The following is a 25,627-nucleotide window of genomic DNA, read 5'->3' on the forward strand; positions in this document are numbered from 1 at the left end:
AATGCGCCAAATCAAAAGGCTTAGCGGATGAGCGGGGCAATAAACATTGCCGCGCCGCTCATCAGAAGGGCGATCAGATCAGATCTTTGGTCAGCGCAAGGGTGGCGAAGTTGTCGGCCATGATGGCCATTTCGGTTTGCTGTACGTGCTCGGCAGTCAGGATGCCGCCTTTGTAAGGCAGGTTGCGGGTGGCGCAGGCGTCTTCCACCAGGGTGCAGCGAAAGCCCAGGTTCTTGGCCGCGCGCACGGTGGTGCTGACGCTGGAATGGCTCATGAAACCGCAGACGATCAGGTCCAGGGAACCGAGGTCTTGCAGGTGCTTTTCCAGGCCGGTGCCATGAAAGGCGCTGGGCAGAAGCTTGCCGATAATGGTTTCGTCGCCTTGAGGCTCAAGGCCGGGAATGAACTCACCGCGTTCGCCCTGAGGGTCGAACAGGCCACCGACGGTACCCAGGTGGCGCACATGCACGATCGGACGGCCAGCGTTGCGCGCTGAGGTCACAAGCTGCTTGATATGGTCGACCGCCGCGTCCATGCCCGAGAGGGCGAGTGGACCGCTGAGGTATTCCTTCTGGGCGTCGATGATCACGAGGGTCGCATGGTTCAGGTTGGCTGCTGCGTAACCGCGACCGCTGAGTTGAAACATCGTCTTTGGAACGGACATTCTGGGGCTCCTGTGAGGGGGGCTTTTGCGACATTGTCCACTGGCTGAGCAGTTCTGTGAATCGCTACCATCGTAAGCTACGCCGTTGCTGGCGTGCAGCCATGTCAAGAGGCGGGCTTGTTTAACACAATGCTGGCAAATTGGATGAAATCCGATGGGTGGCGCCAAGTTTTCGTACATCGTAGGTACAGGCGAAGGCTGTTAGAATCGCCAGTCGTTTTTTCCAGGAGTCTGCCCCCGTGATCACTTCCCGCCTGCGCACCTTGCGCGACCATATCCGTTGGGCTGTCAGCCGTTTCCATGGGGAAGACCTGTTTTTCGGCCATGGCACCGACAACGCCTGGGATGAAGCCCGGCAATTGGTGCTCGGCGCCTTGAGCCTGCCGTGGGAAATTGCCGACAGTTACCTGGACTGCAACCTGGAAGAAGAGGAAGTCTCCCATGTGCAACGCCTGCTTCACCGCCGTATCCATGAGCGCGTGCCGACCGCCTACCTGCTGGGTGAGGCCTGGTTCTGCGGCATGTCGTTTATCGTCGACAAGCGTGTGTTGATCCCGCGTTCCCCCATCGGCGAACTGATCGAAAACCGCTTCGAACCGTGGCTGGCCCAACCACCGGCGCGCATCCTCGATCTGTGCACCGGCTCAGGTTGCATCGGCATCGCCTGCGCCTACGAGTTCCAGGACGCCGAGGTAGTGTTGGGTGACTTGTCCTTCGAAGCATTGGAAGTGGCCAACCAGAATATCGAGCGTCATGGCGTCGACGAGCGCGTATACACCGTGCAGGGCGATGGTTTCGACGGCCTGCCAGGCCAGCGTTTCGACCTGATCGTGTCAAACCCGCCGTATGTGGACGCTGAAGACTTCGCCGACATGCCGGACGAATACCAGCATGAGCCGGAGCTGGGACTGGCCTGTGGCGATGACGGTTTGAACCTGGTACGTCGGATGCTCGCCGAAGCGGCGGACCATCTGACCGAGAAGGGTTTGCTGATCGTAGAAGTGGGCAACAGCCAGGTGCACGTTGAGGCGTTGTACCCAGAGGTGGACTTTGCGTGGCTGGAATTCCAGCGGGGCGGGCACGGGGTGTTCATGCTCACGGCCGAGCAGTGCCGGGCGCATCAGGCCGTCTTTGCCGCCAGGGTCTGAGTGGGTCATGCGGTCAGTGTGGGAGGGGGCTTGCCCCCGATGGTAGTGTCTCAGTCAACACATTCATGACTGAATACACCGCTGTTGGGGGCAAGCCCCCTCCCACATTTTTATTGCAGTGCAACCTATTAGCGGTGTGTCGCAATCCAGATCAACAGCCCTGCCTGGAACACCGTAAACGCCACCAGACAGGTGATGGTGAAACGTAGCCCGCTGTCCTCGCGCTTGAACTTGGTGACTTTTTCCTCTTCCTTGCGCAGCTTCACTTCCTGTTCCAACAGGTTCTGTTCGGCCTGTTGCAGCATCTGCGCGGCTTCGAGGATCTCGACGAACTGCACCTTCTCAGTGTTCCAACTGTCCAGCACATCACCGACCTTGCCTGGCTGTACGTTGCCTTTGAGGTGCTGCACATCGGCATACGCCACATCAAAACCCTGAATGCGCAAGAAGTGGTCGCGGCGCAGGCGCGTGGCTTCGTTGAGTGCGTCCTTGTTGGCCAGGTCGACGCCGTCGACGCGGTAGTGCGACCACTTCTTCTTAGCCCAGGCAGCGCCTTGAGCAACGAGGAAACGGCCGATGCCCCGGTTGGCCGGCTCGATTTCCAGGCTGTTGCCCGGACCGAAATGCACGCGATGGGTGTCGTGGTCGACCCAGATATCCAAGTGGTTTTGTTCGCGACGCACACGCTGGCCGGGCAACTGAATGACCATGCGCAACAGGCTGTGTTGCTTGTCATTGCGCTCGGCATAGCCGAACTGCACGAACCTCAACGGCCGCAGGCCAGTGGCGCGGTCTGTGGCCAGGGGGGCCAGGCGCAGCATCTTGAAATGTTCGGCCTGGACATCCGCCCACGGCAGAGGCGCCGCGTCGACGGCCTCGGTTTTTTCAGCCGGGGTGTCGGCGGTCGGTTCTGGTGTTGCTTCAGTGGTTGTCATGCGGCGCGATCCTGTCCAAGCCCAGCCAGCCGACAGTCTTTTTGCTGTCGACTCTTGGCTTATCGGCCGTTTTTACGAGGACTGGAGGCAAATTGTCGCTTAACGGGGTTGAAGTCCGGCGATAAAGCGCACCACGCGGTTACCCAGCTCTGCGGCGAGGGGTAATTGCGGGTCATTGTAGGAGGCCAATTGCTGCTTCACGTCATTGGGCACGATGCGCATGACGTGGTTCATGCCTTCGATCACCGTCAGCTCGGCATCAGGCTTGGCCCTTTTCAGTTGCTGGGCGTCACCGACACCGACCTGTATATCGTTGGTGCCCTGGACGATCAGTGCCGGCATGCGCAGTTTGGCAAAGGCCGCGGACGGATCGGCGCGGAACAGGCTGATCAGGTAAGGCTGCACACTGGGTCGGAAAATAGCCTCCAGCGGGCCAGGTACATCGGCATCCACCTGACCGGCCTTGAGGTGATCGAGGATTTCATTACTGCGCAGCAGCAGGGCAGGGGGCAAATGATCGGCCAGTTGCTGGCGGATGACCTGGTCCACCGGACGAGCGCTACCTGACAGGGAGATTACACCGGCCGGGTCGAGTTGCGGGGCGGCGAGGGCGGCGACCAGCGCGCCTTCGCTGTGGCCCAGCACAATCAGCGGGCCCATGCGTTTGTCGGCCTTGAGCATTTTGCCCCAGGCCACTGCGTCGGCCACGTAGGCGTCGAGGGTCAGGTTACGCTCGTCAGGTGTGGCGGCGAGGCTTGCAGCCACACCGCGCTTGTCGTAGCGCACGCTGGCGATGTTGTGTCGTGCCAGCACCCACGCCAGGCGCTTGAGACTGTCGTTGCGCGCGCCGTCGGCACTGTTGCCGTTGCGGTCGGTGGGACCGGAGCCCGCGATAATCAGCACCACGGGCACCGGATGGTCGGATTGGGGCAGCAGCAGCGAACCAAACAGCTCGCCGCTGCCGGTGTCCAGGCTGATGGGCCGTTGCAGTACGACGGGGGACGCGGCGTGGGCCACGGCGGTAAACAGGGTGAGGGTAAACAGCAAAACTCGCAGCATCATCGCGCCATCATTGGTGAAGTGTCGGTTGGACCTGTGCCGACCGGTAAGGTTTCGAGGATGAACTAGTCGGTTGGCCCGCGTATACTGGCGCGCTTGGTTATCACCCCCGAGTGATTACAACTGATTTCACGGAGCGCCCTGCATGTCTGGCAATACCTTCGGCAAGCTGTTCACTGTCACCACCGCAGGCGAAAGCCACGGCCCGGCGTTGGTCGCCATTGTCGACGGCTGCCCGCCCGGCCTGGAACTGTCCCTGGAGGACCTGCAGCGCGACCTCGATCGCCGCAAACCCGGTACCAGTCGCCACACTACCCAGCGCCAGGAGCCTGACGAAGTCGAGATACTCTCCGGCGTCTTCGAAGGTCGTACCACCGGTTGCGCCATCGGCCTGCTGATCCGTAACACCGACCAGAAGTCCAAAGACTACTCGGCGATCAAGGACCTGTTCCGACCGGCCCACGCCGACTACACCTATCACCACAAATACGGCGAACGCGACTACCGTGGCGGTGGCCGCAGTTCCGCGCGCGAAACCGCCATGCGCGTGGCCGCTGGCGCCATCGCCAAGAAATACCTGGCCACCCAGGGCATCGTGATCCGTGGCTACATGAGCCAGTTGGGCCCGATTGAAATCCCGTTCAAGACCTGGGACAGCGTGGATGACAACGCTTTCTTCTGTCCTGACCCGGATAAAGTGCCGGAACTGGAAGCCTATATGGACCAGTTGCGCCGCGACCAGGACTCCGTCGGCGCCAAGATCACTGTGGTCGCCGAGGGCGTCAAGCCAGGCCTGGGCGAGCCGATCTTCGACCGTCTGGATGCAGAACTGGCCCATGCACTGATGAGCATCAACGCCGTAAAAGGCGTGGAAATCGGCGCAGGCTTCGCGTGTGTGTCCCAGCGCGGCACCGAGCACCGCGATGAGATGACCCCACAAGGTTTCCTCAGCAACAATGCCGGTGGCATCCTTGGGGGCATTTCTTCCGGTCAGCCAATCGTTGCGCACCTGGCGCTCAAGGCCACGTCGAGCATCACCACCCCAGGCCGCTCGATTGACGTCAACGGTAACCCGGTGGATGTGATCACCAAGGGCCGCCACGACCCGTGCGTTGGCATCCGGGCTACGCCCATTGCCGAGGCAATGATGGCCATCGTGTTAATGGACCACCTGCTGCGCAACCGTGGGCAAAATGCTGAGGTGCAGGTGAGCACTCCGGTACTGGGCCAGCTGTGACGGGCTGGTTGTGACAGCGCTCCCTTATTGGCGCCTCTCCAGCTTCTACCTGTTCTACTTCGCCCTGCTGGGGGCGACGGCGCCGTTCCTGGCGCTGTACTTCGATCACTTGGGCTTCTCCAGCGCGCGTATCGGCGAGCTGGTGGCCATCCCCATGCTGATGCGCTGCGTGGCGCCCAACCTGTGGGGCTGGCTGGGCGACTATACCGGCCGCCGCCTGGCCATCGTGCGTTTTGGCGCAGTGTGCACCCTGGTCAGCTTTTCGCTGATTTTCGTCAGCAAGACCTACGCCTGGCTGGCTTTGGTGATGGCCCTGCATGCGTTCTTCTGGCACGCGGTGCTGCCGCAGTTTGAAGTGATCACGCTCGCGCATCTGCAAAAACAGACGTCACGCTACAGTCAGGTACGTTTGTGGGGCTCCATCGGCTTTATCCTCACCGTGGTGATCATGGGCCGGCTGTTCGACTGGCTGAGCCTGGATATCTACCCGGTGGTGGTCGTGGTGATCATGGCCGGGATTATTGGCGCCAGCCTGTGGGTGCCGAATGCGCAGCCTGCCAGCCAGGGTAATCGCCTTGCCGGTGAGGGTTTCCTCAAGCAACTGCGTAGCCCAGGCGTGTTGGCCTTTTACGCCTGTGTCGCGCTGATGCAGATGAGCCACGGGCCGTATTACACCTTTCTCACGCTCCACCTTGAGCACTTGGGCTACAGCCGTGGCGTGATCGGCATGCTGTGGGCCTTGGGAGTAGTGGCCGAAGTGCTGATGTTCCTGGCCATGAGCCGCATCCTCACGCGCTTCTCGGTACGTCGGGTGTTGATGGCCAGTTTCCTGTTGGCGGCGCTGCGCTGGTTACTGCTGGGCTCGTTTGCCGAATTTCTTTGGGTGCTGTTATTGGCGCAGGTCATGCACGCGGCTACCTTCGGCAGCTTTCATGCAGCGGCGATTGCCTTTGTGCAACGCAGCTTCGGCGATAAACAACAAGGCCAGGGCCAGGCGCTGTACGCCGCTTTGGCCGGCACCGGCGGTGCGCTGGGCGCGCTGTATTCCGGTTATAGCTGGAACCTGTTGGGGCCGACCTTCACCTTTAGTATTGCCAGCGTCGCCGCCCTGGCCGCGGCCGTTATCATGGGTCTTCGATTGCACGAACAGAACCAAGGAACCCTTCAATGAGTTATGTCGCTGTCTACCACGTCGCTTCACCGGATACGCCGAACAAGGTCTTGACCCATGCCGAAGACATCGCTGCGACCCTGGCCGAGCACGGTGTGCGGTTCGAGCGCTGGCAGCCCAGCCCGATCGAGAAGGGCGCCAGCGAGGCTGAAATGATTGCCGCCTATCAGCCGCAGATCGACGCGCTGGGCGACGTCTCGGTGGCAGTATTCAGTGTCACAAGCGACCACCCGCAGAAGGACGAGCTGCGGGCTCGGTTCCTCTCTGAGCGCCGTAACAGCGAAGATGAAGTGCGTTTTTTCATCGCTGGCCAGGGCCTTTTCAGCCTGCACATAGGCGACTACGTATATGCCGTGCGCTGTGAGAAAAACGACCTGCTGGCGATCCCGGCCGGCATGGCGCACTGGTTTGATATGGGCGAGAACCCCCACTTGGTCACACTGCACTTAGCTAAAACGGTGCAAGGGGCGGACCCGGCATTCACCGGCGATGATATTGCCAGCCGTTTCCCAGGTTTGGATGATTGAAACCAGGCAGCTGGAATGTTCAACCCCGCCAAGTTGGAAATTGTTGTGGGAAGAGGCTTAGTTGCTTGTAGGGCTTGGCTGTTTATCGCGGCCAATGCGCACTGAAACCATTCGTTATGTAACTCTTTGCGGCACCAGTTGTATCACCTGTCAATAGGAGGAATCCGAAGGGTGATAGGAGATCAGCCAAAAAGAAGGAGAAATGTAATGAATGGGCCAGAGGAGCCGTGTCCGCCGCCGTATTTCGTGCCCAACGCGCTCAGGAGACGCCTGAGCTTGTCCGGCAAGCCGCTGACCCCAGCGGAATTGGAGATCTTACGCTGGGCTTCCGAGGGCAAGACCGTCTGGGAAATCAGTCAGATCCGTGCGACGTCCGAGGCTACCGTCAAATTTCACCTGCGCAATATCTACGGCAAATTGGAAGTCACCAACCGTGTACAGGCGATGAACGAGGCCGCGCGCCAAGGCCTGTGCTGACCTCAACGAAAAAGGGCCGCGACGCTCAACGGCGTCGCGGCCCTTTTTTATGTGCAGTACTTAAGCCGAATGGTAAGTCGGCAGGGCAAAGCGGTTCTGGCTTTGCAGCATCGAAATTTGCGGCAGGTCACTGGCTTGTTCGGCCAGGTCGCGGCGAATGGCACTGATCACCCAGGTAAGTTGGTCGGCAGTGTGCAACTGCTGGTAGGAGATCGAACGCTTGACCTGTTTGCCCTCACCATTGCGCAGTGTCAGCAGGATGCCGCCGTCTGGACGTGGCTGGGTGGTGACGTCGTAGTTGGAGAATACTGAAGCGAATTTATCTTGGATCAGGCTCATGTCTATCAGCTCCGTTGGCTCAATTTGGCAAGCATGGAGTGATAGGTGCAGTGATTGTGCCAGCTCCTGATTTATTTAAATATCCTTTTAAATCAATGGCTTATAAAAAATTGAGATTTTCAGATTCGTGCAAATTGCATGAAGGGCCATCATGCATCCTGCATTTTGCGTTACTTGGCGCGGCCGGATGGGCGTGCCGCTATCCATAAAGACTCCCTTTGCGGGGCTAAATTCCCTTTTTCAGTCGTCGTCTGTTGGGATACAAAACTTTTCAAATCCCGCGTGTACAGTCGAAGAAGGGCTGACGTATTTTCCTTCAATGCACTCGGCCTCCTTCTTACGGAGAAATGGGTGCTTTTGGATCATACGAACAATAAGAAAAAGGATGTTCCACCATGAGCCACCCGCAGAACGACATGATCACCTGGGGCAAGCTGTTGCGTAAGGTGCCCTCCATTGTTCGTGCCCTGCCACGCGTTGTGCGTGGCATGCGTGCCGCCAATGTCACCGACCCCGCGCAGCCTTGCGGATTGGGCTGGCACTTTGAGCAAGCCACCCTGCGCAATCCGGATGGCAACGCTTTGTTGTATGGCGATCAGGTGCTCAGCTATACCGAAGCCAACCAGCGTGCCAACCGTATCGCCCATCATCTGCACGCCCAGGGCATCGGCAAGGGTGACGTGGTGGCTCTGTTTGTTGAAAATCGCCCCGAATTACTTTTGAACGTGCTCGCCGTGGCCAAGCTGGGTGGCATCTGCGCGATGCTCAACACTGCGCAAACCCAGGCGGCGCTGGTGCACAGCCTGAACCTGGTGAGCCCAGTGGCCATTATTGTCGGTGCGGAACTGGTGGCCTCCTATGAAACCGTGCGTGATCAGGTCGCGATCAAGGCTGATCGAACCTGGTTCGTCGCCGATCAGCAATCCACCGAGGTGCCCGACGGTTATATCGACCTGATGGCGGTCAGTGCCGAGTGCCCGCTGGAGAATCCGGCCAGCACCGCGCAGGTCTTCTTCAATGACCCGTGCTTCTATATCTACACCTCCGGCACCACCGGCCTGCCCAAGGCCGGGATTATGAAGCATGGCCGCTGGACCAAAACGGCCGTCAGCTTCGGCAGTATCGCCCTGGACATGGGGCCGGATGACGTCCTCTATTGCACCTTGCCGCTCTACCACGCCACCGGATTGTGCGTGTGCTGGGGCTCTGCAATTGTCGGCGCGTCAGGCTTTGCCATCCGCCGCAAGTTCAGCGCCAGCCAGTTCTGGGACGATGCGCGCAGATTCAAGGCAACCACCCTCGGTTATGTCGGCGAGTTGTGCCGTTACCTGCTCGACCAGCCGCCCACTGAAAACGACCGTGATAACCGCGTCACCAAGATGGTCGGCAACGGCCTGCGCCCTGGCGTGTGGGCGCAGTTCAAGGCGCGCTACGGCGTTGAGCATATCTGCGAGCTGTACGCGGCCAGCGACGGCAATATCGGCTTTACCAACGTATTGAATTTCGACAACACCATCGGCTTTTGCCTGCAGCATTGGGCTCTGGTGGACTATGACCACGAAGGCGGCGAGCCGCTGCGCGGCAGCGATGGCTTTATGCGTAAGGTGCCCTCGGGCGGGCAGGGGCTGTTGCTGGCGAGGATCGATGAAAAATCGCCCTTCGACGGCTACACCGATCCGGAAAAAAATCGCCGGGTGGTGCTCACTGACGTGTTTGAAAAGGGCGATCGCTACTTCAATACCGGCGATTTGTTGCGCAGCATCGGCTTCGGCCATGCGCAATTTGTCGATCGCCTGGGGGACACTTACCGCTGGAAGGGTGAAAACGTCTCCACCACCGAGGTCGAGAATGTCCTGCTGCAACACCCCCAGATCGCCGAAGTGGTGGCGTATGGCGTTGAGATCGAGAACACCAACGGGCGCGCGGGCATGGTCGCCATCACCCCCAGCGAGTCCCTGGCCGCGCTGGACATGCGCGAGCTGCTGCAATTCGCCCACGGCCAGTTGCCAGCCTATGCGGTGCCATTGTTCCTGCGGATCAAGGTCAAGATGGAAACCACCGGTACCTTCAAGTACCAGAAGGTCAAGCTCAAGGAGGAGGCTTTCGATCCGGACAAGGCCGGCAATGACCCGGTGTATGCCTGGCTGCCGGGTTCGGACTGCTACGTGCCGGTCACCGGGCAATTACTCGCGCAGATCCAGGGCGGTCAGTTCCGCTATTGATTGTGGCTATGGGGGCTTTTGACAAAAAAGCCATGACAGGTGGGAACTCCCTCGCGACACTGGCGCCTATTCAGTACCAGATAAGGAGCCCCACATGTCCGACCAGCCTAAACAAATGACCGAAGACGAAGCCGCCGAATTTGCCGAGCAAGTCTTCGACGTGGCCCGCCGCGGCGACGCGGCCATGCTTGCCGCGCTGTTGGCCAAAGGCTTGCCGGCCAATTTCCGCAACCACAATGGCGACACCCTGCTGATGCTCTCGGCCTACCACGGCCACGCCGAGGCGGTGAAAGTGCTCCTGGAGTTCAAGGCCGATCCACTGATCGCGAACGACAAGAACCAACTGCCGATTGCCGGTGCCGCCTTCAAGGGCAACCTGCCGGTGGTCAAGGCGCTGATCGAGGGTGGGACGCCGGTAGAAGCCGCGTCCTCAGACGGTCGCACCGCGCTGATGATGGCGGCGATGTTCAACCGCGTTGACATGGTCGATTACCTGCTTGGTCAGGGCGCCAACCCCAAGGCCACAGATGCCCAGGGCGCGACCGCGCTGGCAGCGGCCCAGACCATGGGCGCGGTGGATACGGCGGCGCAGTTGCAGAAACTGGTGTAGGCTTTGCGCCCTCAAAAACCAGCCCGTTACAGGATCGCCCCATGAAAACCGCCCTCGTCGAACTTATCAGCAAAATCAGCGCCGGGGTCATGGGCGAGGACGAGGTCGCGCGCATCGCTGATGAGGCTGCCCAGGCCTACGCCGATCCTGCTGCATTTCTGGCAGCCAACCCAGACATCAACTACGACGACACCTTCCCGATTCCTTTGGGGGAGTGGGTGGTGGTCGGCAGCCTGCCAGAGACCGTGCTGTTCCAGGCCGACACCTATGGCGATCTGTTTGCGCAGATCGTCGCCTCGTTCGGTCCGGGTGTCGCGTTCAACCTCAAGCCCAAGCAACTGGCCAAGGCTGACGGCCTCACCGCGCTGAACCGCATCCAGATCCAGATGAGCGCCCTGAGCCCGGAGGATGGCGGCTATGTGCTGCTTGATTTCAGCCTGCCCTTGGATGACGAAATCCAGACCGTATTGGTGTTTGGCAACGACCTGCCTCGGGTGCTGGAGCTGTGCGCCGAAGTCGGCATCAAGGCGGAGCCGTCCCTGGAAGCGCTGAAGGTGGAGGTCCACGTCTGAAATAAAACGGAACCCCTGCCAGGGCTGACTATCCTACAAGTGCATGCCCTCACTTAGGAGCGACACCATGGGTTCCACATTTAATGGCTTGATTGGGCTGATCATCCTCGCGCTGGATATCTGGGCGATCATCAATGTGTTTAAAAGCGGCGCGAGCACTGGCGCCAAGGTGTTGTGGATCCTGTTGATCCTGCTGCTGCCGGTCCTGGGCCTGATCATCTGGGCGATTGCCGGGCCACGGGGTAACGTGCGGATTTGATCGCTTCACTCCGTCTGGAGTGGGCACAGTAAATGTGGGAGGGAGCTTCTCCCGATAGCGGTGTATCAGCCACTCATCTGGCACTGACACATCGCGATCGGGAGTCAGTCCCCTCCCACATTTCGTTTCATGATGCCTGTGATTTTTGTATCGAAATATTCGCTGTACAGAATTTTCACAACCCATCCAAGACAATTCTCCGGCTTTTTCTGCCTGCTATTAAAGGCGGTGCAGCGGTGCACGTTCAGTAATTAATAGCCTTGCTGTGATTGATCGGGCACCATTCGCGCCACCGCGATATTTCGTCACTTAAACTTCCAATGGGTCCTGAAACGACATGGCAAACCCGGACGCCCTGAGTCAGCAGCGAGCTTCTAATCGCCTGCTGCAACCGACCGTCAAATCCCATCTGGCATACACGCTGCTCTGCGCACTGGTCATGATGGTGATGTTCTCCCTGCTGCGCCTGGCGCTGCTGGTGTACAACCGCGAGATGATCCTCGACACCCCGGCCTCGACCTTCCTGGAAGCGTTCGCCAACGGCCTGCGTTTTGACATACGCCTGGTGGTGTATCTGCTGATCCCGCTGCTGCTGGCACTGTTCAGCGTACGGGCCATGGCCGCGCGTGGGTTCTTCCGTTTCTGGCTGACCATTGCGTCCAGCATCGCCCTGTTCCTGGGCTTGATGGAGATGGACTTCTACCGCGAGTTCCACCAGCGCCTCAACGGCCTGGTTTTCCAGTACGTGAAGGAAGACCCGAAAACCGTGATGAGCATGCTCTGGTACGGTTTTCCGGTGGTGCGCTACCTGCTGGCCTGGGCCGTAGGCACGCTGATCCTGAGCATCGCCTTCAAAGGCGCTGATCGCGCGACGCGCCCACGCGGCCCATTCAGCGGTGGCAGTATCGGCACCCGCCAGGTCGCGCCGTGGTACAGCCGCATCGCGGTGTTCGTGGTCTGCCTGCTGATCGCTGTGGTTGCCGCCCGTGGCACTCTGCGTCAGGGCCCGCCGCTGCGCTGGGGCGACGTGTACACCACCGATTCCAACTTCGCCAACCAGTTGGGCCTCAATGGCACCTTGTCGCTGATCGCGGCGGCCAAGGCTCGGTTCGGTGAGGACCGCGCCAATATCTGGAAGGCCACTCTGGATCAGCCGTTGGCGACCCAGACCGTGCGCGACATGCTGGTATTGCCCCAAGAGAAACTGGTCGATACCGACACCGCCGCCGTGCGCCGTGACTACATGCCGCCGGCCGAAAAGACCCTGCCGATCAAGAACGTCGTGGTCATCCTGATGGAAAGCTTCGCCGGTCACTCGGTAGGCGCATTGGGCCGTCCGGGCAACATCACGCCGTCCTTCGACAAACTGTCCAAGGAAGGCCTGCTGTTCGACCGCTTCTTCTCCAACGGCACTCACACCCACCAGGGTATGTTCGCCACCATGGCCTGCTTCCCGAACCTGCCAGGCTTTGAATACCTGATGCAGACCCCGGAAGGCAGCCACAAGCTGTCGGGCCTGCCGCAGTTGCTCAGCGCGCGTCAGTTTGACGACGTGTATGTCTACAACGGCGACTTCGCCTGGGACAACCAGTCGGGCTTCTTCAGCAACCAGGGCATGACCAACTTCATTGGCCGCAACGACTTCGTCGACCCTGTGTTCTCTGATCCGACGTGGGGCGTGTCCGACCAGGACATGTTCAACCGTGGCCTGCAAGAGTTGAAAGCCCGCGAAGGCGGCAAGCCGTTCTACGCACTGCTGCAAACCCTGTCCAACCACACGCCGTACGCATTGCCGACGCCATTGCCCGTCGAGAAAGTCACTGACCGTGGCAGCCTCAACGAGCATTTGACGGCCATGCGTTACTCCGACTGGGCCCTGGGCCAGTTCTTTGAAAAGGCCCGCAAGGAGCCGTACTTCAAGGAAACCCTGTTTGTAATCGTGGGCGACCACGGCTTCGGCAACGAACAGCAGATCACCGAGATGGACTTGGGCCGCTTCAACGTGCCGATGCTGATGATTGCACCGGGCATGCAGGAGAAGTTCGGCGAGCGTGACCACACCGTGGGCACCCAGATCGACATCGTGCCGACCATTATGGGCCGCCTCGGTGGCGACACCCTGCACCAATGCTGGGGTCGTGATCTGCTGAACCTGCCGGAAGGCGACAAAGGCTTTGGCGTGATCAAGCCTTCGGGCAGCGACCAGACCGTGGCCTTGGTCACCGCAGACCGCATCCTTGTTTTGCCCAAGGAGATGCCACCGAAGTTGTGGGAATACGAACTGGGCGCTAACCCGACCGGTAAGGTGATTCCTGAATCGCCGGACGAGGCTGCGTTGAAGCAGAAACTTGAGTCTTTCCTGCAGACGGCCACCAAGAGCCTGTTGGATAACACCGCCGGCGTAGTTGACGGCAAGCCGGACTAATTAACCGGCAATAAAAAAGAGGCCTTTTCAGGCCTCTTTTTTTATGCGGTTTTTATATCCGGCCGAGCAACAACAACACCAGCAGGACAACCAGAACAACACCCAGGATACCCGACGGGCCATAGCCCCAGTTGCGGGAGTGCGGGAAGACTGGCAGACCACCGACCAGCAGCAGGATCAGGATGATGATTAGAATGAGGCTCATGGTTTTATTTCCTTATAGGCCTTGTGCAAGGACTGATGATTTAACGTTACGACCGCAGGTTTAATTACGAACGCCTTAACAACTCCGACTCCTGCGCTTCGCATAAAATTCCGTGTTTTTTTAAAGCATTTTGCAAACACGCTTATTTCTTTTAATGCGCTCGCAGCTGCGTCGTACTAGTTGAAAAAGATTGAACTTAGGCTGTGCGCAGGCATCCGACCCGGCCCACGGTTTGCCTGGGGCATTCATCAATCTGATGGTGCGTGGGTGCAGGAAAAACCTTCGCTACACTGCCGATCACTTCTTCTGTGAACCACAAGGCTGCTTCCTATGCAAAATCGCATGATGATCACTGGCGCCGGGTCCGGCCTGGGTCGTGAAATCGCTCTGCGCTGGGCCCGCGAGGGTTGGCAATTGGCCTTGTCGGATGTCAGCGAGCCAGGGTTGCAGGAAACCCTCAAGCTCGTGCGCGAGGCCGGGGGCGATGGCTTTACCCAACGTTGCGACGTGCGCGACTACAGCCAGCTCACCGCGTTTGCCCAGGCGTGCGAAGTGAAGCTGGGGGGCATCGATGTGATCGTCAATAACGCTGGCGTCGCCTCGGGTGGTTTCTTTGCCGAACTGTCCCTGGAGGATTGGGACTGGCAGATTGCGATCAATCTGATGGGCGTGGTCAAAGGCTGCAAAGCGTTCCTGCCGCTGCTGGAAAAGAGCAAGGGCCGCATCATCAACATCGCCTCTATGGCGGCGCTGATGCAAGGGCCGGCCATGAGCAACTACAACGTAGCCAAGGCCGGTGTGGTGGCGCTGTCGGAAAGCCTGCTGGTGGAGCTCAAGCAGCAGGAAGTTGGCGTGCATGTGGTATGCCCGTCGTTCTTCCAGACCAACCTGCTGGACTCGTTCCGTGGGCCGACGCCGGCGATGAAGGCCCAGGTGGGCAAGTTGTTGGAGAGTTCGCCGATCTCGGCGGCGGATATTGCCGATTACATCTATCAGCGTGTCGCCGAAGGGGAATTCATGATCTTGCCCCACGAGCAGGGCCGGATGGCCTGGGCGTTGAAGCAGAAGAATCCGCAATTGCTCTACGACGAAATGACTACCATGGCCGACAAGATGCGCGCCAAGGCACAGGCTGTTAAAGGCTAATCAGGTGTTGGTCTGTCAGGCAAATTACCTACTGGTGTAGGTGTTGCCTGATTTAGCTGCGTGCCATTGCTGCATCAAACTTCAGCGCGCATGGTCGAGGTCCTGTCACTCCAAAAGGACAACCGCCATGCTGGTCTTAAGCCGCGCTGTAGGCGAAATCATCTCCATCGGTGATGAGATCACCGTGCGCATCCTGGAACTGAACGGCGACCAAGTGAAATTCGGCATTGCCGCACCAGCGGGGATCAATGTGCACCGCGCCGAGGTGCATCAGAAAATGCTCGAACGCCAAGCCACTCAACCCCAACCCGCCACCAACCCCTAGAACACCCTCAGTCGAACAGATGCTTGGGCACATCGTGCTTAAGCATCAACTGGCATTGCTCGCTTTCCGGGTCGAACACGATCAGGGCCTGGCCCTTGGTCAGCGCTTGGCGCACGCGCAGCACGCGGGTTTCCAGGGGCGTGTCGTCGCCATTGTCGGTGCCGTCGCGGGTCACGAAGTCTTCGATCAGGCGGGTCAGAGTGTCGACTTCAAGAGCGTCGTAGGGAATCAGCATACAAGCCTCAGATAGAGAATCCCGGCGATGCTACTGTGCCGGGACCCGGGTTGCCAGCAGTGGCTGTTACTCGCCTGAGGACTTGTTGCCCACCAGACTGTCCACCGACGGCACGCGCGTGTCGCTTTCCATCTGTGTTTCATGCTCGATTTGATGACTGAAGCGGTCCAGTGAACCCTGGGCCGGCTGCGCGTCGCTGGCAAAGACCGGCGGGCTGAGGATGTACGCGCCGAGCAAGCGGCTCAGCGCCGCCAGGCTGTCGATATGGGTGCGCTCGTAGCCGTGGGTCGCGTCGCAACCAAACGCCAGCAGCGCTGTACGGATATCGTGCCCGGCCGTCACCGCCGAGTGTGCATCGCTGAAGTAATAACGGAACAGATCGCGGCGCACTGGCAGGTCATTTTCCGATGCAAGGCGCAGCAGGTGACGGGACAGGTGGTAGTCGTACGGCCCGCCGGAATCCTGCATCGCCACACTCACCGCATGTTCGCTGGAGTGCTGGCCGGGGGCGACCGGGGCGATGTCGATGCCGACAAACTCACTCACATCCCACGGCAGGGCTGCCGCCGCACCGCTGCCGGTTTCTTCGGTGATGGTGAACAGCGGATGGCAGTCGATCAGCAACGGCTCGCCGCTGTCGACGATGGCCTTGAGCGCGGCGAGCAGGGCGGCGACGCCCGCCTTATCGTCCAGGTGGCGTGCGCTGATATGCCCGCTCTCGGTGAACTCGGGCAGCGGGTCAAAGGCCACGTAGTCACCGACGCTGATCCCCAGGGAGTCGCAGTCGGCGCGGGTTGCGCAGTAAGCATCCAGGCGCAGCTCTACGTGGTCCCAGCTCACCGGCATTTCATCCACGGCGGTGTTGAACGCATGCCCGGAGGCCATCAGCGGCAACACGCTGCCGCGAATCACACCGTTGTCGGTGAACAGGCTGACGCGGCTGCCTTCGGCAAAACGGCTGGACCAGCAGCCTACTGGCGCCAGGGTCAGGCGGCCGTTGTCCTTGATCGCACGCACGGCGGCGCCAATGGTGTCCAAGTGCGCCGACACAGCACGGTCGGGGCTGTTTTTCTGGCCCTTGAGGGTTGCGCGGATGGTGCCGCGGCGGGTCATTTCAAATGGGATACCCAGCTCTTCGAGGCGCTCGGCGACGTAGCGCACGATGGTGTCGGTAAAGCCGGTAGGGCTGGGAATGGCGAGCATTTCCAACAGCACTTTTTGCAGGTAGTTGAGATCCGGTTCGGGGATGGTTCGGCTCATAAAGACTCCTGATGAAATAAGGGCAACCCGTGGGGCTGTAGTGGCGAGCGGGCTTTTTGTGGTGAGCGGGCTTGACCCGCGCTGGGCTGCGAAGCAGCCCCTAGTCCAGGCAACGCGCGCTTCGAGTCAACACTCATTGGCAGGTTTTGGGGCTGGTTCGCAGCCCCGCGCGGCAAGCCCGCTCACCACAGGGTTATTGAGCCGTCGGCTGGCTATGGGGAAATAACAGGTCCACAAACTTCTCTGCCGTCGGTTGCGGTTCATGGTTGGCCAAGCCGGCCCGCTCGTTGGCTTCGATAAACACGTACTCAGGTTGATCGGCAGCGGGCACCATCAGGTCCAGACCGACCATGGGAATGTCGAGGGCACGGGCGGCGCGCACGGCGGCGTCGACCAGGGTCGGGTGCAGGATTGCGGTGACGTCTTCCAGGCAACCGCCGGTGTGCAGGTTGGCGGTGCGACGCACGGCGAGGGTCTGGCCACGGGGCAGGACACTGCTGTAGTCATAACCGGCGGCGTGCAGGGTGCGTTCGGTTTCCGCGTCCAGCGGGATTTTGCTCTCGCCGTCGGTCGCCGCTTGACGTCGTCGGCTCTGCGCTTCAATCAGCGCGCCGATGGAGTGCTGGCCGTCACCGGTGACTTCAGCAGGGCGGCGGATAGCGGCGGCGACCACCTCGAAACCGATCACCAGGATGCGCAAATCCAGCCCTTCATGAAAACTTTCCAGCAGCACGCGGCTGTCAAATTGGCGCGCAGCCTCGATGGCCTGCTGCACTTCTTCGATACTGTGCAGATCCACCGCCACGCCCTGGCCTTGCTCGCCATCCAGGGGCTTGACGACGATGCGCTGGTGTTCATCCAGGAATTCCAGATTGTCATCAGCACTGCCCGCTAATTGTTGCGACGGCAGCTTCAAACCGGCGGCTTTAAGCGCCTTGTGGGTCAGGCTCTTGTCCTGGCACAACGTCATGCTGATCGCGCTGGTCAGGTCGCTCAAAGACTCACGACAACGCACGCGCCGCCCGCCGTGGCTGAGGGTGAACAAACCGGCGTCGGCGTCATCCACCTGCACATCAATACCGCGCCGGTGTGCTTCTTCAACAATGATCCGCGCATAGGGATTGAACCCCGCCTGCGGGCCAGGGCCGAGGAACAGCGGCTGGTTGATGCCGTTCTTGCGTTTGATCGCAAAGGTGGTCAGCGCGCGGAACCCGAGCTTGGCATAGAGGCTCTTGGCCTGGCGGTTGTTGTGCAGCACCGACAGGTCGAGGTAGCTCAGGCCCCGGCTCATAAAGTGTTCCACCAAGTGGCGTACCAACACCTCGCCCACACCGGGGCGCGTGCACTGCGGGTCGACCGCCAGGCACCACAGGCTGCAGCCGTTTTCCGGGTCGTGAAAAGCCTTTTGATGGTTAAGGCCCATCACGCTGCCGATCACTGCGCCGCTGTCTTCGTCCTCGGCCAGCCAGTACACCGGGCCGCCTTGATGGCGCGGCGTCAGGCGCTCGGCGTCAACCGGCAACATGCCACGGCACTGGTACAACTGGTTGACCGCCAACCAGTCGGCCTCGGTCTGCACGCGGCGAATACGAAAGCCGCGAAACACCCGGGTGGCGGGGCGGTAGTCAGTGAACCACAGGCGCAAAGTGTCCGAGGGATCGAGGAACAACTGCTGCGGATCAATCCCGAGGATCTGCTGCGGCGCGGCCACATACAGCGCGATGTCGCGTTCGCCGGGTTGTTCGTTGAGCAGTTCCCCCGCCAGGCTCGCCGGGTCCGGAAACGTATGGCCGATCAATAGCCGGCCCCAGCCGCAATGCACGGCAATGGGCTCGGCGGCCAGCGGGCTGCCATCTTCGGCGAGTCGGGCTTGCAGGCGCTCGTAGGTTGGCGCCTGGCCCTTCAGCAAGCGTTGGCTGTAAGCCGCTGCGTGGGGTTTCATCAATCAGATTCCTTGTTCGCTGAGCCACAGGTTCAGCGCTGCCAATTGCCACAGCTTGGAGCCGCGCAACGGGGTCAATTGGCCTTGGGGGTCGGTCAGCAAGCGGTCAAGCATGGCCGGGTTGAACAGGCCGCGATCCTGGCTCGGGTCCAGCAGCAATTCACGCACCCAGTTGAGGGTGTCGCCTTGCAGATGCTTGAGGCCGGGCACCGGGAAGTAACCTTTCTTGCGGTCGATGACTTCGCTCGGAATCACCCGGCGTGCGGCCTCTTTGAGCACTTGCTTGCCGCCGTCGGGCAACTTGAACTTGCCCGGCACGCGTGCCGACAGTTCCACCAGTCGGTAATCCAAGAACGGCGTGCGCGCTTCGAGGCCCCAGGCCATGGTCATGTTGTCGACGCGTTTGACCGGGTCGTCCACCAGCATCACCGTGCTGTCCAGGCGCAAAGCCTTGTCCACCGACGCATCGGCGCCGGGCATGGCGAAATGTTCGCGTACGAAGTCGCCGGCGGCGTCGTTGGCGGTCAGCCATTTGGGTGCGACGGTGGCGGCATAGTCGTCGTAGCTGCGGTCGAAGAACGCCTCGCGGTAGGCGGCATACGGGTCGCTGGCGCCGTCGACGTGCGGGTACCAGTGGTAACCGGCGAACAGTTCGTCGGCGCCCTGGCCGCTCTGCACCACTTTGCAATGCTTGGCCACTTCCCGCGACAGCAGATAGAAGGCGATACAGTCGTGGCTGACCATCGGTTCACTCATGGCGCGGAAGGCGGCCGGGAGTTGATCGATGATCTCGCTTTCGGCGATGCGCAACTGGTGATGACGGGTGCCGTAGTGCTTGGCGATCAGGTCGGAGTATTGGAACTCGTTGCCGGCCTCGCCACCGGCGTCTTCAAAACCGATGGAGAAGGTCGACAGATCCTGCACGCCGACTTCGCGCAGCAGGCCAACGAGCATGCTTGAATCCACACCGCCGGAGAGCAATACGCCGACATCCACGGCAGCACGTTGACGGATCGCCACGGCTTCGCGGGTGCTGTCGAGTACGCGGTCGGTCCAGTCTTCCAGCGTGAGGTTTTTCTCGTCCTCATGGGGACCGTATGGCAGCGTCCACCAGGTTTTCTGTTCGGTGTTGCCATTGGCGTCGATGCGCATCCAGCTCGCTGGCGGCAGTTTTTCGATGCCTGCCAGCAAGGTGCGCGGCGCAGGCACCACGGCGTGGAAGTTCAGGTAGTGATTAAGCGCTACCGGATCGAGGATCGGGTTGATATCGCCGCCCTTGAGCAGCGCCGGCAATGCTGAGGCAAAGCGCAGGCGTTGACCGGTGCGCGACAGGTACAGGGGTTTTACGCCGAGACGGTCACGGGCGATGAACAGGCGCTGGGCGTCGCGTTCCCAGATGGCGAAGGCGAACATGCCATTGAGCTTGGGCAACAGCGCTTCGCCCCAGGCGTGGTAACCCTTGAGCAGCACTTCGGTGTCACCACCGGAATAGAAGGCGTAGCCAAGGGCTTCCAGCTCTTCACGCAATTCCGGAAAGTTATAAATCGCGCCGTTGAACGCCAGGGACAGGCCCAATTGGGCGTCGACCATCGGTTGGGCGGAGCCGTCCGACAGGTCCATGATTTTCAGGCGTCGATGGCCCAGGGCAATCGGCCCTTGGGCATGGAAGCCCCACGCGTCAGGGCCGCGTGGCGCCAAGTGATGGGTGATTCGCTCCACCGCTGCCAGGTCGGCAGGTTGGTGATCGAAACGTAACTCGCCAGCTAATCCGCACATAAATTCCTTACCGGTTTTTCCGTTGGGGAGAGAAAAGGTCACCGCGCACAAATGGCGGGTACCCAGAAACTGACCGGGGTGCATCGGCGGAGTTTTAGATCAATCTGTTATAAGGCAAAAGGCCGTAGGTCGCGCATCAGCCAGGCGCCTACGCAAAACCGCAGCGCAGCAAGCGGGGTTTTTATACCGCTTTTGTCCGACATCGCCGGTTTAGTGTCGGCAGTCCTCATTCGCTACCTCAAGGACGCTTGCCGATGACACACCCCCAAACCCTGGCTCAAGCCACCGAGCCTTTGACCCAGGATCAATTGCTGGGCGCACTCCTGGATCTGAGCGGCGACCTGGACAAGGCCCAGGTGCTGCACGACACCCTGCCGACCTGGATGCTCAAGACCTCGCCGGAATTGCTCAGCGCCATCGACGAAAGCTACAGCCAAGGCCGCCGTGCCCGTGAACGCGCGGCCCGGCTACTGAAGAAACTGACGCCGCTCGATGCCTTTTGCAGGGAGCGGCTCAAGACCTTTCTGGCCGGCGAGGGCTTCAGCTATCTGGACGTCGAGTACGACCTGCTGGAAATCCCCCGGCGCACGATCAGCGGCGTCAGCCCTGATCTGGGCGGTTTGGTGATCAGCACCGCGCACGTTGAGCAACACAGTCTGTTGCAGGCGGCGATGCAGAATTTCCCGCAGGAACGCGCCGAACCCGATGGGCTGCCACGCACTGCGCAGATTCGGTTCGGGCCCCGGCGCCAGGTGCTGAAGGGCCTCAAGGCCCATGAGTTTGCCGGTTACTGCCGCGAACTCGACCTGGGCGGGGCCTATCAGGCTTACCTGCGCAATGTGTTCAATCTGCCGCAGCCGGGTGAGGGCGTGGTGGCGCTTGGACGCGGCTACAACCCGGCGGTCGAGGACATCGGCCAATCCCGTTGCAGTGACATGAACGTCGACCTGCACATCGCCTGTGCCAAAGGTGACATCAGCGAGTCGACCTACCGCCTGCTGTTGCAGGTGATCAGCAGCGCCAGGCCGGCCAGCGAGCTCAGCCATTTATTGTTCGATGGGCGCTCGCTGGTATGGCACGGCCTGAACATTCGCAATGCGTGCATCTGGAACGCGCTGGTGTTTCGCGGCGATTCGCCCGGCAACGCACTCGTGGGTCCGGTGGTGGTGTATATGCCCAACGAACCGGTGCGGCCCGTGTTCGAATACCCGACGTGGCAGGACTTCACCACCTACCTGACCCTGAAACTGCAAGTGACGAGCTATCGCAACAGCTTTACGCGCTACTTGGACGAGTCGGAGCGCTTCAGTTTTTTCGAGCAGTTTGATCGCAATAAATCCCTGGAGCCGATGGCGCTCTTGCCAGCCACCGGCAACCTGACCGAGTTCTTTTTCAACAGCTGCGTCGGCAAGCTGCAACTGGATGCAGTCGTACTGGCGGTGCCGGTCGCGCAGGTCGACGAGGACGCGCGCCAACAGCGTCTACAGAATTATCTGGATGCCGGTTTGACCTTGCTTAACCTCGCCGGGCTGGTGGTGCCGGTGCTGGGGCAACTGATGATGGGGGTGGCGGTGGGGCAGTTGCTGGGCGAGGTGTTCGAGGGCGTCGAGGACTGGTCGCACCATGACAACGCCCAGGCCCTTGAGCACCTGATCAACGTCGCGCAGAACATTGCCTCCATGGCGCTGTTTGCCGCGGGAGCCAAGGTGGTGGGCGCGGCTCGGCGCGCACTGAAAAACTCCCCGGAGTTTTTTGACCAGATGGAAGCCGTCAAGCTCGCGGACGACCGCGTGCGCCTGTGGCGCAACAACAAGACGCCATACCGTCAGTCGCTGGAGCTCAAAGGCGTTCCGGCGAATGCCAAAGGTGTGTATCAGGCCTATGGCCAATCCTTTGTGAAGGTCGACGGCGGGTTCTATTCCGTTGCCTACGATGACCAGTTTGGTGCCTGGCGCGCCCGGCATCCGAAGCGTGCCGATGCCTATCGACCCTTGCTGCGGCATAACCACCAAGGCGGTTGGCAGTTCACGTTTGAGCACGCGCAGCCGTGGGACGATCCCGACTATATTTTGCAGCGCCTCGACCCAAGTCTTGAGGCGCTGCCGACTGGGCACTTGCAAGACATCACGGCCATCACTGACACCCGGCTTGCGCACTTGCAGCAACTGGTTCGGCAAAACCGCACACTGTCGGAGCGTTTTCGTGACTGCGTGGTGCGCTTCCGGCAGAACCAGAAAGTCCGCGATCTGCGCTGGCAGATGGAGCACGATGCGCCGCTCGACCGCGCTACCGCCCAAGCGCAGTTACTGGCTCTACCGCTCATGAAGGGCTGGCCCCAGGGGCGGTTTTTCGAGGTGCTGGACAAGGACGGCAACCTGATCGAGCGCTACCCCGACACGGCGCCGTTCGACTACGAAGACATGAGTATTCACATTACCGAGCAACAGATGAGGGCCGGCGAAATAATGTCGACGGCGCTGGCCGCGTTCGACAAGGACGACAAGGCGTTTCTGTTGGGTGGCGCGGTAGAGGCTGGCGCAGAGCAGGACGTGATGAAGCAGCGCTTGTTGGCGGCCCTCGCTTACAGCCACCGCCACATTTACGAAGCGCTGTACCAGTATGGCGAGGTCATCGATCAGACCGATCATGGTTTGCTCAAGGGCCATTTCCCCCAGCTGCCACGGCGCTTGGCGTGGGAAATCATGGACCAGGCCTCGGCGGCCGATCGCTTGCATCTGCGCCAGACCGGGCGGGTGCCGCTGCGAGTGGCCCAGCAGGCGCGCCAGACACTGGACACGCTGACCGAAGATCAGGCGTTGTTGGGCTTGTATCTGCCCGAGCTCGCCAACGAAGCGACGCTGCGCGTGGTCTTCGGCCTGGTCCCGAGCCTGGAACGCTGGCCGGCGACGCTGCGCCTGCAACTGCGCGACGCCAGCCTGGTGGGGCGGCCGCTGGCCGAGGCGGGAAGTGATGCCGCCGAGACTCGGCGCACGCTGGTCAAGGTCGGTGAAAACTACCGCGCATTTGATGCTCAGGGTGCGCCGCTGGGTCCCATGAGTCAGGGCCGCGAAGGTCTTTACCACGCCATTTGCGATGCCGTGCCTGCCCGCGACTTGTTGGATATGGATGTGCAGACCCCCAGCCAGTTGCGTTTTCGCGTGATTGCCCAAGCGCAGAAGGCGCGCAAGCCGGTCACGCGGCTTGTCTGGCCCGAGCGGGCAGTGCCCAGCGAGCTGCCGGCGTCCTGCGTCCAGGCCCTAGGGACGGAGCCGCCTGAATTTCCCTCCGCTCTAGTGCGCCGGGTCCGCAGGCTCTACCCGTTGTTCGACGATTCGCGCATCGCGACATTCCTGCAAGGGCTGGGCACTGATCACCTGTCCCGCGCCCAGGCGGTCAAAGCCTTGGAAGTGCAATTTGAACACCTGCATCGCACCTTGAAAGTCTGGGCCAGTGAGCGGGTCGAATCGACTTCGGCGTACACCTCGGCGGACTATCGTCTCAGTCGTCTGCAAGCCTTGCAGGCGATTGAGCGCAGCTGGCAGTACGCTTCAATGTTGCCCGAAGGCGTCATTGGCGTGCGGGTGCCCGGCCTGATGCTCGATGGCATGGCATTGGGCACGTTGCCTACCTTGCCGCCCGGGGCCAACTTTGATCATGTCCAGTGGGTGTCGTTGAACCACATGGAGCTGGGCGACGAGGTGGCGTATTTCCTCAAGCACTTCAAGCAGGCTCGAACTGTGGAACTCACCGGCAACCAAATCACGCGCTTGCCCGAAGTGCTGTCGCACATGCCCCAACTCCAGGTGTTGTACCTGGATAACAACCGCCTGCAATTGACCGAACATACCCACGCCAAACTCGGCAACCTCAAGAACCTCAGGCTGCTCAATCTGAACAACAACCCTCTGGTGGACCCGCCGCCGATTAACCGGATGTTAGAGCTGCGCACCCTCGCGCTGCGCAATTGCCGGTTGAAGGAGATGCCGGGCGGGCTGCTGGGGATTCCCTACCTGGAACATGTCGATCTGCGTGAGAACGATATCGTGGCGTTGCCCGACTGGCTGTTCACTGCCCCTCGGAGGGTGGGCGAAGTCATTAACCTGCGACACAACCCCCTGGGCCAGCGCAGCCGTGAACTGCTGCTCAAGTATCGCAACAGTGTCGGCGTTGGCATGGGCTACCTGGAAGACGACATCACCCGCCTCAACGAGCAGAAAGCCCGCGAATTGTGGCTGAACGAGCGCTTGCCGCGCGATTCGCGCAGCATCTCCACCTGGCAGGGCCTCAGGGATGAACCGCGTTCGGATGGCCTGTTCAAGCTGCTCTCGGAGCTGGGTGGCACGGCGGACTCCATGAATGTGCGTGAAGACATGACGCGCAGGGTCTGGCGCGTGCTGCAGGCCGCCGGTGACGACACGCGCTTGCGCGCGGAGATCTTCGAGCGCGCCGCCACCCCATTGAATTGCGACGACGCCGCCGCGGTGAGTTTCAGCGACCTGGAAGTGATCGTGGAAATCCACGAGGCCTCGCAACAGGTGGAAAACGGCATCCTCGATTCCAAATGGCTGTTGCGCCTGGGCCGTGGCCTGTTTCGGCTGGACCGCCTTGAACGCATGGCCCGCGTGCACAGTGCGCAGCACCCCGGCACGGACCCGCTGGAAGTCAGCCTCGCGTACCGGACCGGGCTGGTTGATCGGTTTTATTTGCCGGGGCAACCGCGCCATATGCGGTTTTCGCGCCTGGCCGGGGTCACGCCACAGGCATTGAACTCGGCGGAGGTGCAGGTCAAGGCCGACGAACTGTCGCCTGAACTGCTGAGCTTTCTGATGGATCTGCCGTTCTGGGTGCGTTACCTCAAACGCTCTTTCGAGCACGCGTTCGAAAGCATGAACGAGCCGTTCGACCAGCGCATGCTCGACGTGTTTGAGCGCAGCACCAGCCTGGCCGACGGCGAGTACCGTGACCGCATGGACGAAATCCTGCGCGAGCAGCAACAAGCCGAAAGGACCGAACTGGAGCGCCTGACCCGCGAGGCGCTGCAATCGGAGGACGCGAGCCCGGTGTGCACGCTGGCGCCGCTGTAGCGGCGGCGA

General features: G+C 60.8%; 22 protein-coding genes. 13 read left to right on the forward strand and 9 right to left on the reverse strand.

Annotated elements, in window-relative coordinates; translation table 11 throughout:
* Nucleotides 1–73: 73 nt before the first annotated feature.
* The gene (locus ACVWXD_RS04435) at nucleotides 74–664 is read right to left on the reverse strand and encodes a cysteine hydrolase family protein (RefSeq protein ID WP_181643227.1); all 591 of its coding nucleotides are present in this window, start codon (nucleotides 662–664) and stop codon (nucleotides 74–76) included.
* Nucleotides 665–903: 239 nt separating this feature from the next.
* Between ACVWXD_RS04435 and prmB the strand changes: the two genes are divergently transcribed.
* Entirely contained in the window at nucleotides 904–1,812 is a 909-nt protein-coding gene (gene prmB, locus ACVWXD_RS04440; RefSeq protein ID WP_122681113.1) for a 50S ribosomal protein L3 N(5)-glutamine methyltransferase, read from the forward strand.
* A gap of 128 nt (nucleotides 1,813–1,940) precedes the next feature.
* Here the strand turns inward: prmB and ACVWXD_RS04445 are convergent, their stop codons facing one another.
* Nucleotides 1,941–2,747, reverse strand: coding sequence for a hypothetical protein (locus ACVWXD_RS04445; protein WP_032888036.1), 807 nt, complete (start codon nucleotides 2,745–2,747; stop codon nucleotides 1,941–1,943).
* 99 nt (nucleotides 2,748–2,846) lie between these two features.
* On the reverse strand, nucleotides 2,847–3,809 hold the full coding sequence (locus tag ACVWXD_RS04450; protein ID WP_095185468.1) for an alpha/beta hydrolase: 963 nt from the start codon (nucleotides 3,807–3,809) through the stop codon (nucleotides 2,847–2,849).
* Between the two features lie 142 nt (nucleotides 3,810–3,951).
* On the opposite strand from ACVWXD_RS04450, the gene aroC reads away from it, so the two are divergent.
* From aroC to ACVWXD_RS04470, 4 genes are all read left to right on the forward strand, one after another.
* On the forward strand, nucleotides 3,952–5,043 hold the full coding sequence (gene aroC / locus ACVWXD_RS04455) for a chorismate synthase (protein ID WP_032888040.1): 1,092 nt from the start codon (nucleotides 3,952–3,954) through the stop codon (nucleotides 5,041–5,043).
* Between the two features lie 4 nt (nucleotides 5,044–5,047).
* Complete coding sequence (locus tag ACVWXD_RS04460; RefSeq protein WP_163035001.1) at nucleotides 5,048–6,214, forward strand: MFS transporter; 1,167 nt, start codon at nucleotides 5,048–5,050, stop codon at nucleotides 6,212–6,214.
* Nucleotides 6,211–6,741 carry a 1,2-dihydroxy-3-keto-5-methylthiopentene dioxygenase gene (locus ACVWXD_RS04465; protein ID WP_401380506.1) on the forward strand — a complete coding sequence of 177 codons (531 nt, stop codon included), beginning with the start codon at nucleotides 6,211–6,213 and terminating at the stop codon, nucleotides 6,739–6,741. Before ACVWXD_RS04460 ends, ACVWXD_RS04465 begins: the two co-directional genes overlap by 4 nt.
* Nucleotides 6,742–6,948: 207 nt before the next feature.
* The gene (locus tag ACVWXD_RS04470; RefSeq protein ID WP_032888046.1) at nucleotides 6,949–7,218 is read left to right on the forward strand and encodes a response regulator transcription factor; all 270 of its coding nucleotides are present in this window, start codon (nucleotides 6,949–6,951) and stop codon (nucleotides 7,216–7,218) included.
* A 60-nt stretch (nucleotides 7,219–7,278) separates the two neighbouring features.
* Here ACVWXD_RS04470 and ACVWXD_RS04475 read toward each other — a convergent pair whose 3' ends face one another.
* A complete protein-coding gene (locus ACVWXD_RS04475) occupies nucleotides 7,279–7,557 on the reverse strand; it encodes a DUF3509 domain-containing protein (RefSeq protein WP_032888048.1) in 279 nt (92 codons plus the stop codon).
* Nucleotides 7,558–7,952: 395 nt separating this feature from the next.
* Between ACVWXD_RS04475 and ACVWXD_RS04480 the strand changes: the two genes are divergently transcribed.
* The 5 genes from ACVWXD_RS04480 to ACVWXD_RS04500 all read left to right on the forward strand — a co-directional run bounded on the left by ACVWXD_RS04480 (nucleotide 7,953) and on the right by ACVWXD_RS04500 (nucleotide 13,645).
* Nucleotides 7,953–9,779 carry a long-chain-acyl-CoA synthetase gene (locus tag ACVWXD_RS04480; protein WP_181643223.1) on the forward strand — a complete coding sequence of 609 codons (1,827 nt, stop codon included), beginning with the start codon at nucleotides 7,953–7,955 and terminating at the stop codon, nucleotides 9,777–9,779.
* A gap of 94 nt (nucleotides 9,780–9,873) precedes the next feature.
* Nucleotides 9,874–10,389 carry an ankyrin repeat domain-containing protein gene (locus ACVWXD_RS04485; RefSeq protein WP_032888051.1) on the forward strand — a complete coding sequence of 172 codons (516 nt, stop codon included), beginning with the start codon at nucleotides 9,874–9,876 and terminating at the stop codon, nucleotides 10,387–10,389.
* A 41-nt stretch (nucleotides 10,390–10,430) separates the two neighbouring features.
* Complete coding sequence (locus tag ACVWXD_RS04490; RefSeq protein WP_457370712.1) at nucleotides 10,431–10,961, forward strand: hypothetical protein; 531 nt, start codon at nucleotides 10,431–10,433, stop codon at nucleotides 10,959–10,961.
* Between the two features lie 67 nt (nucleotides 10,962–11,028).
* On the forward strand, nucleotides 11,029–11,220 hold the full coding sequence (locus ACVWXD_RS04495; protein WP_003172956.1) for a PLDc N-terminal domain-containing protein: 192 nt from the start codon (nucleotides 11,029–11,031) through the stop codon (nucleotides 11,218–11,220).
* Nucleotides 11,221–11,557: 337 nt separating this feature from the next.
* Nucleotides 11,558–13,645, forward strand: coding sequence for an LTA synthase family protein (locus ACVWXD_RS04500; protein ID WP_032888055.1), 2,088 nt, complete (start codon nucleotides 11,558–11,560; stop codon nucleotides 13,643–13,645).
* Nucleotides 13,646–13,697: 52 nt separating this feature from the next.
* Here the strand turns inward: ACVWXD_RS04500 and ACVWXD_RS04505 are convergent, their stop codons facing one another.
* Complete coding sequence (locus ACVWXD_RS04505; protein WP_015885095.1) at nucleotides 13,698–13,850, reverse strand: DUF3309 family protein; 153 nt, start codon at nucleotides 13,848–13,850, stop codon at nucleotides 13,698–13,700.
* A 330-nt stretch (nucleotides 13,851–14,180) separates the two neighbouring features.
* Between ACVWXD_RS04505 and ACVWXD_RS04510 the strand changes: the two genes are divergently transcribed.
* Nucleotides 14,181–14,996 carry an SDR family oxidoreductase gene (locus tag ACVWXD_RS04510; protein WP_032888057.1) on the forward strand — a complete coding sequence of 272 codons (816 nt, stop codon included), beginning with the start codon at nucleotides 14,181–14,183 and terminating at the stop codon, nucleotides 14,994–14,996.
* A 127-nt stretch (nucleotides 14,997–15,123) separates the two neighbouring features.
* The gene (csrA, locus tag ACVWXD_RS04515) at nucleotides 15,124–15,321 is read left to right on the forward strand and encodes a carbon storage regulator CsrA (protein WP_095185473.1); all 198 of its coding nucleotides are present in this window, start codon (nucleotides 15,124–15,126) and stop codon (nucleotides 15,319–15,321) included.
* 7 nt (nucleotides 15,322–15,328) lie between these two features.
* On the opposite strand, the gene ACVWXD_RS04520 is transcribed toward csrA, so the two are convergent.
* The 4 genes from ACVWXD_RS04520 to ACVWXD_RS04535 all read right to left on the reverse strand — a co-directional run bounded on the left by ACVWXD_RS04520 (nucleotide 15,329) and on the right by ACVWXD_RS04535 (nucleotide 20,534).
* Nucleotides 15,329–15,556 (reverse strand): YheU family protein, encoded by a 228-nt coding sequence (locus ACVWXD_RS04520; protein ID WP_003192759.1) that lies wholly within the window; start codon nucleotides 15,554–15,556, stop codon nucleotides 15,329–15,331.
* Between the two features lie 66 nt (nucleotides 15,557–15,622).
* Nucleotides 15,623–16,816 (reverse strand): osmoprotectant NAGGN system M42 family peptidase, encoded by a 1,194-nt coding sequence (locus ACVWXD_RS04525; protein WP_032888060.1) that lies wholly within the window; start codon nucleotides 16,814–16,816, stop codon nucleotides 15,623–15,625.
* A 193-nt stretch (nucleotides 16,817–17,009) separates the two neighbouring features.
* Entirely contained in the window at nucleotides 17,010–18,758 is a 1,749-nt protein-coding gene (gene ngg / locus ACVWXD_RS04530) for an N-acetylglutaminylglutamine synthetase (RefSeq protein ID WP_032888062.1), read from the reverse strand.
* 3 nt (nucleotides 18,759–18,761) lie between these two features.
* Entirely contained in the window at nucleotides 18,762–20,534 is a 1,773-nt protein-coding gene (locus tag ACVWXD_RS04535; RefSeq protein ID WP_457370713.1) for an N-acetylglutaminylglutamine amidotransferase, read from the reverse strand.
* A 254-nt stretch (nucleotides 20,535–20,788) separates the two neighbouring features.
* Here ACVWXD_RS04535 and ACVWXD_RS04540 point away from each other — a divergent pair, with 254 nt between their 5' ends.
* A complete protein-coding gene (locus ACVWXD_RS04540; protein WP_457370714.1) occupies nucleotides 20,789–25,618 on the forward strand; it encodes an NEL-type E3 ubiquitin ligase domain-containing protein in 4,830 nt (1,609 codons plus the stop codon).
* Nucleotides 25,619–25,627 lie beyond the last annotated feature (9 nt).

This window comes from Pseudomonas sp. TE3911, from assembly GCF_054062775.1.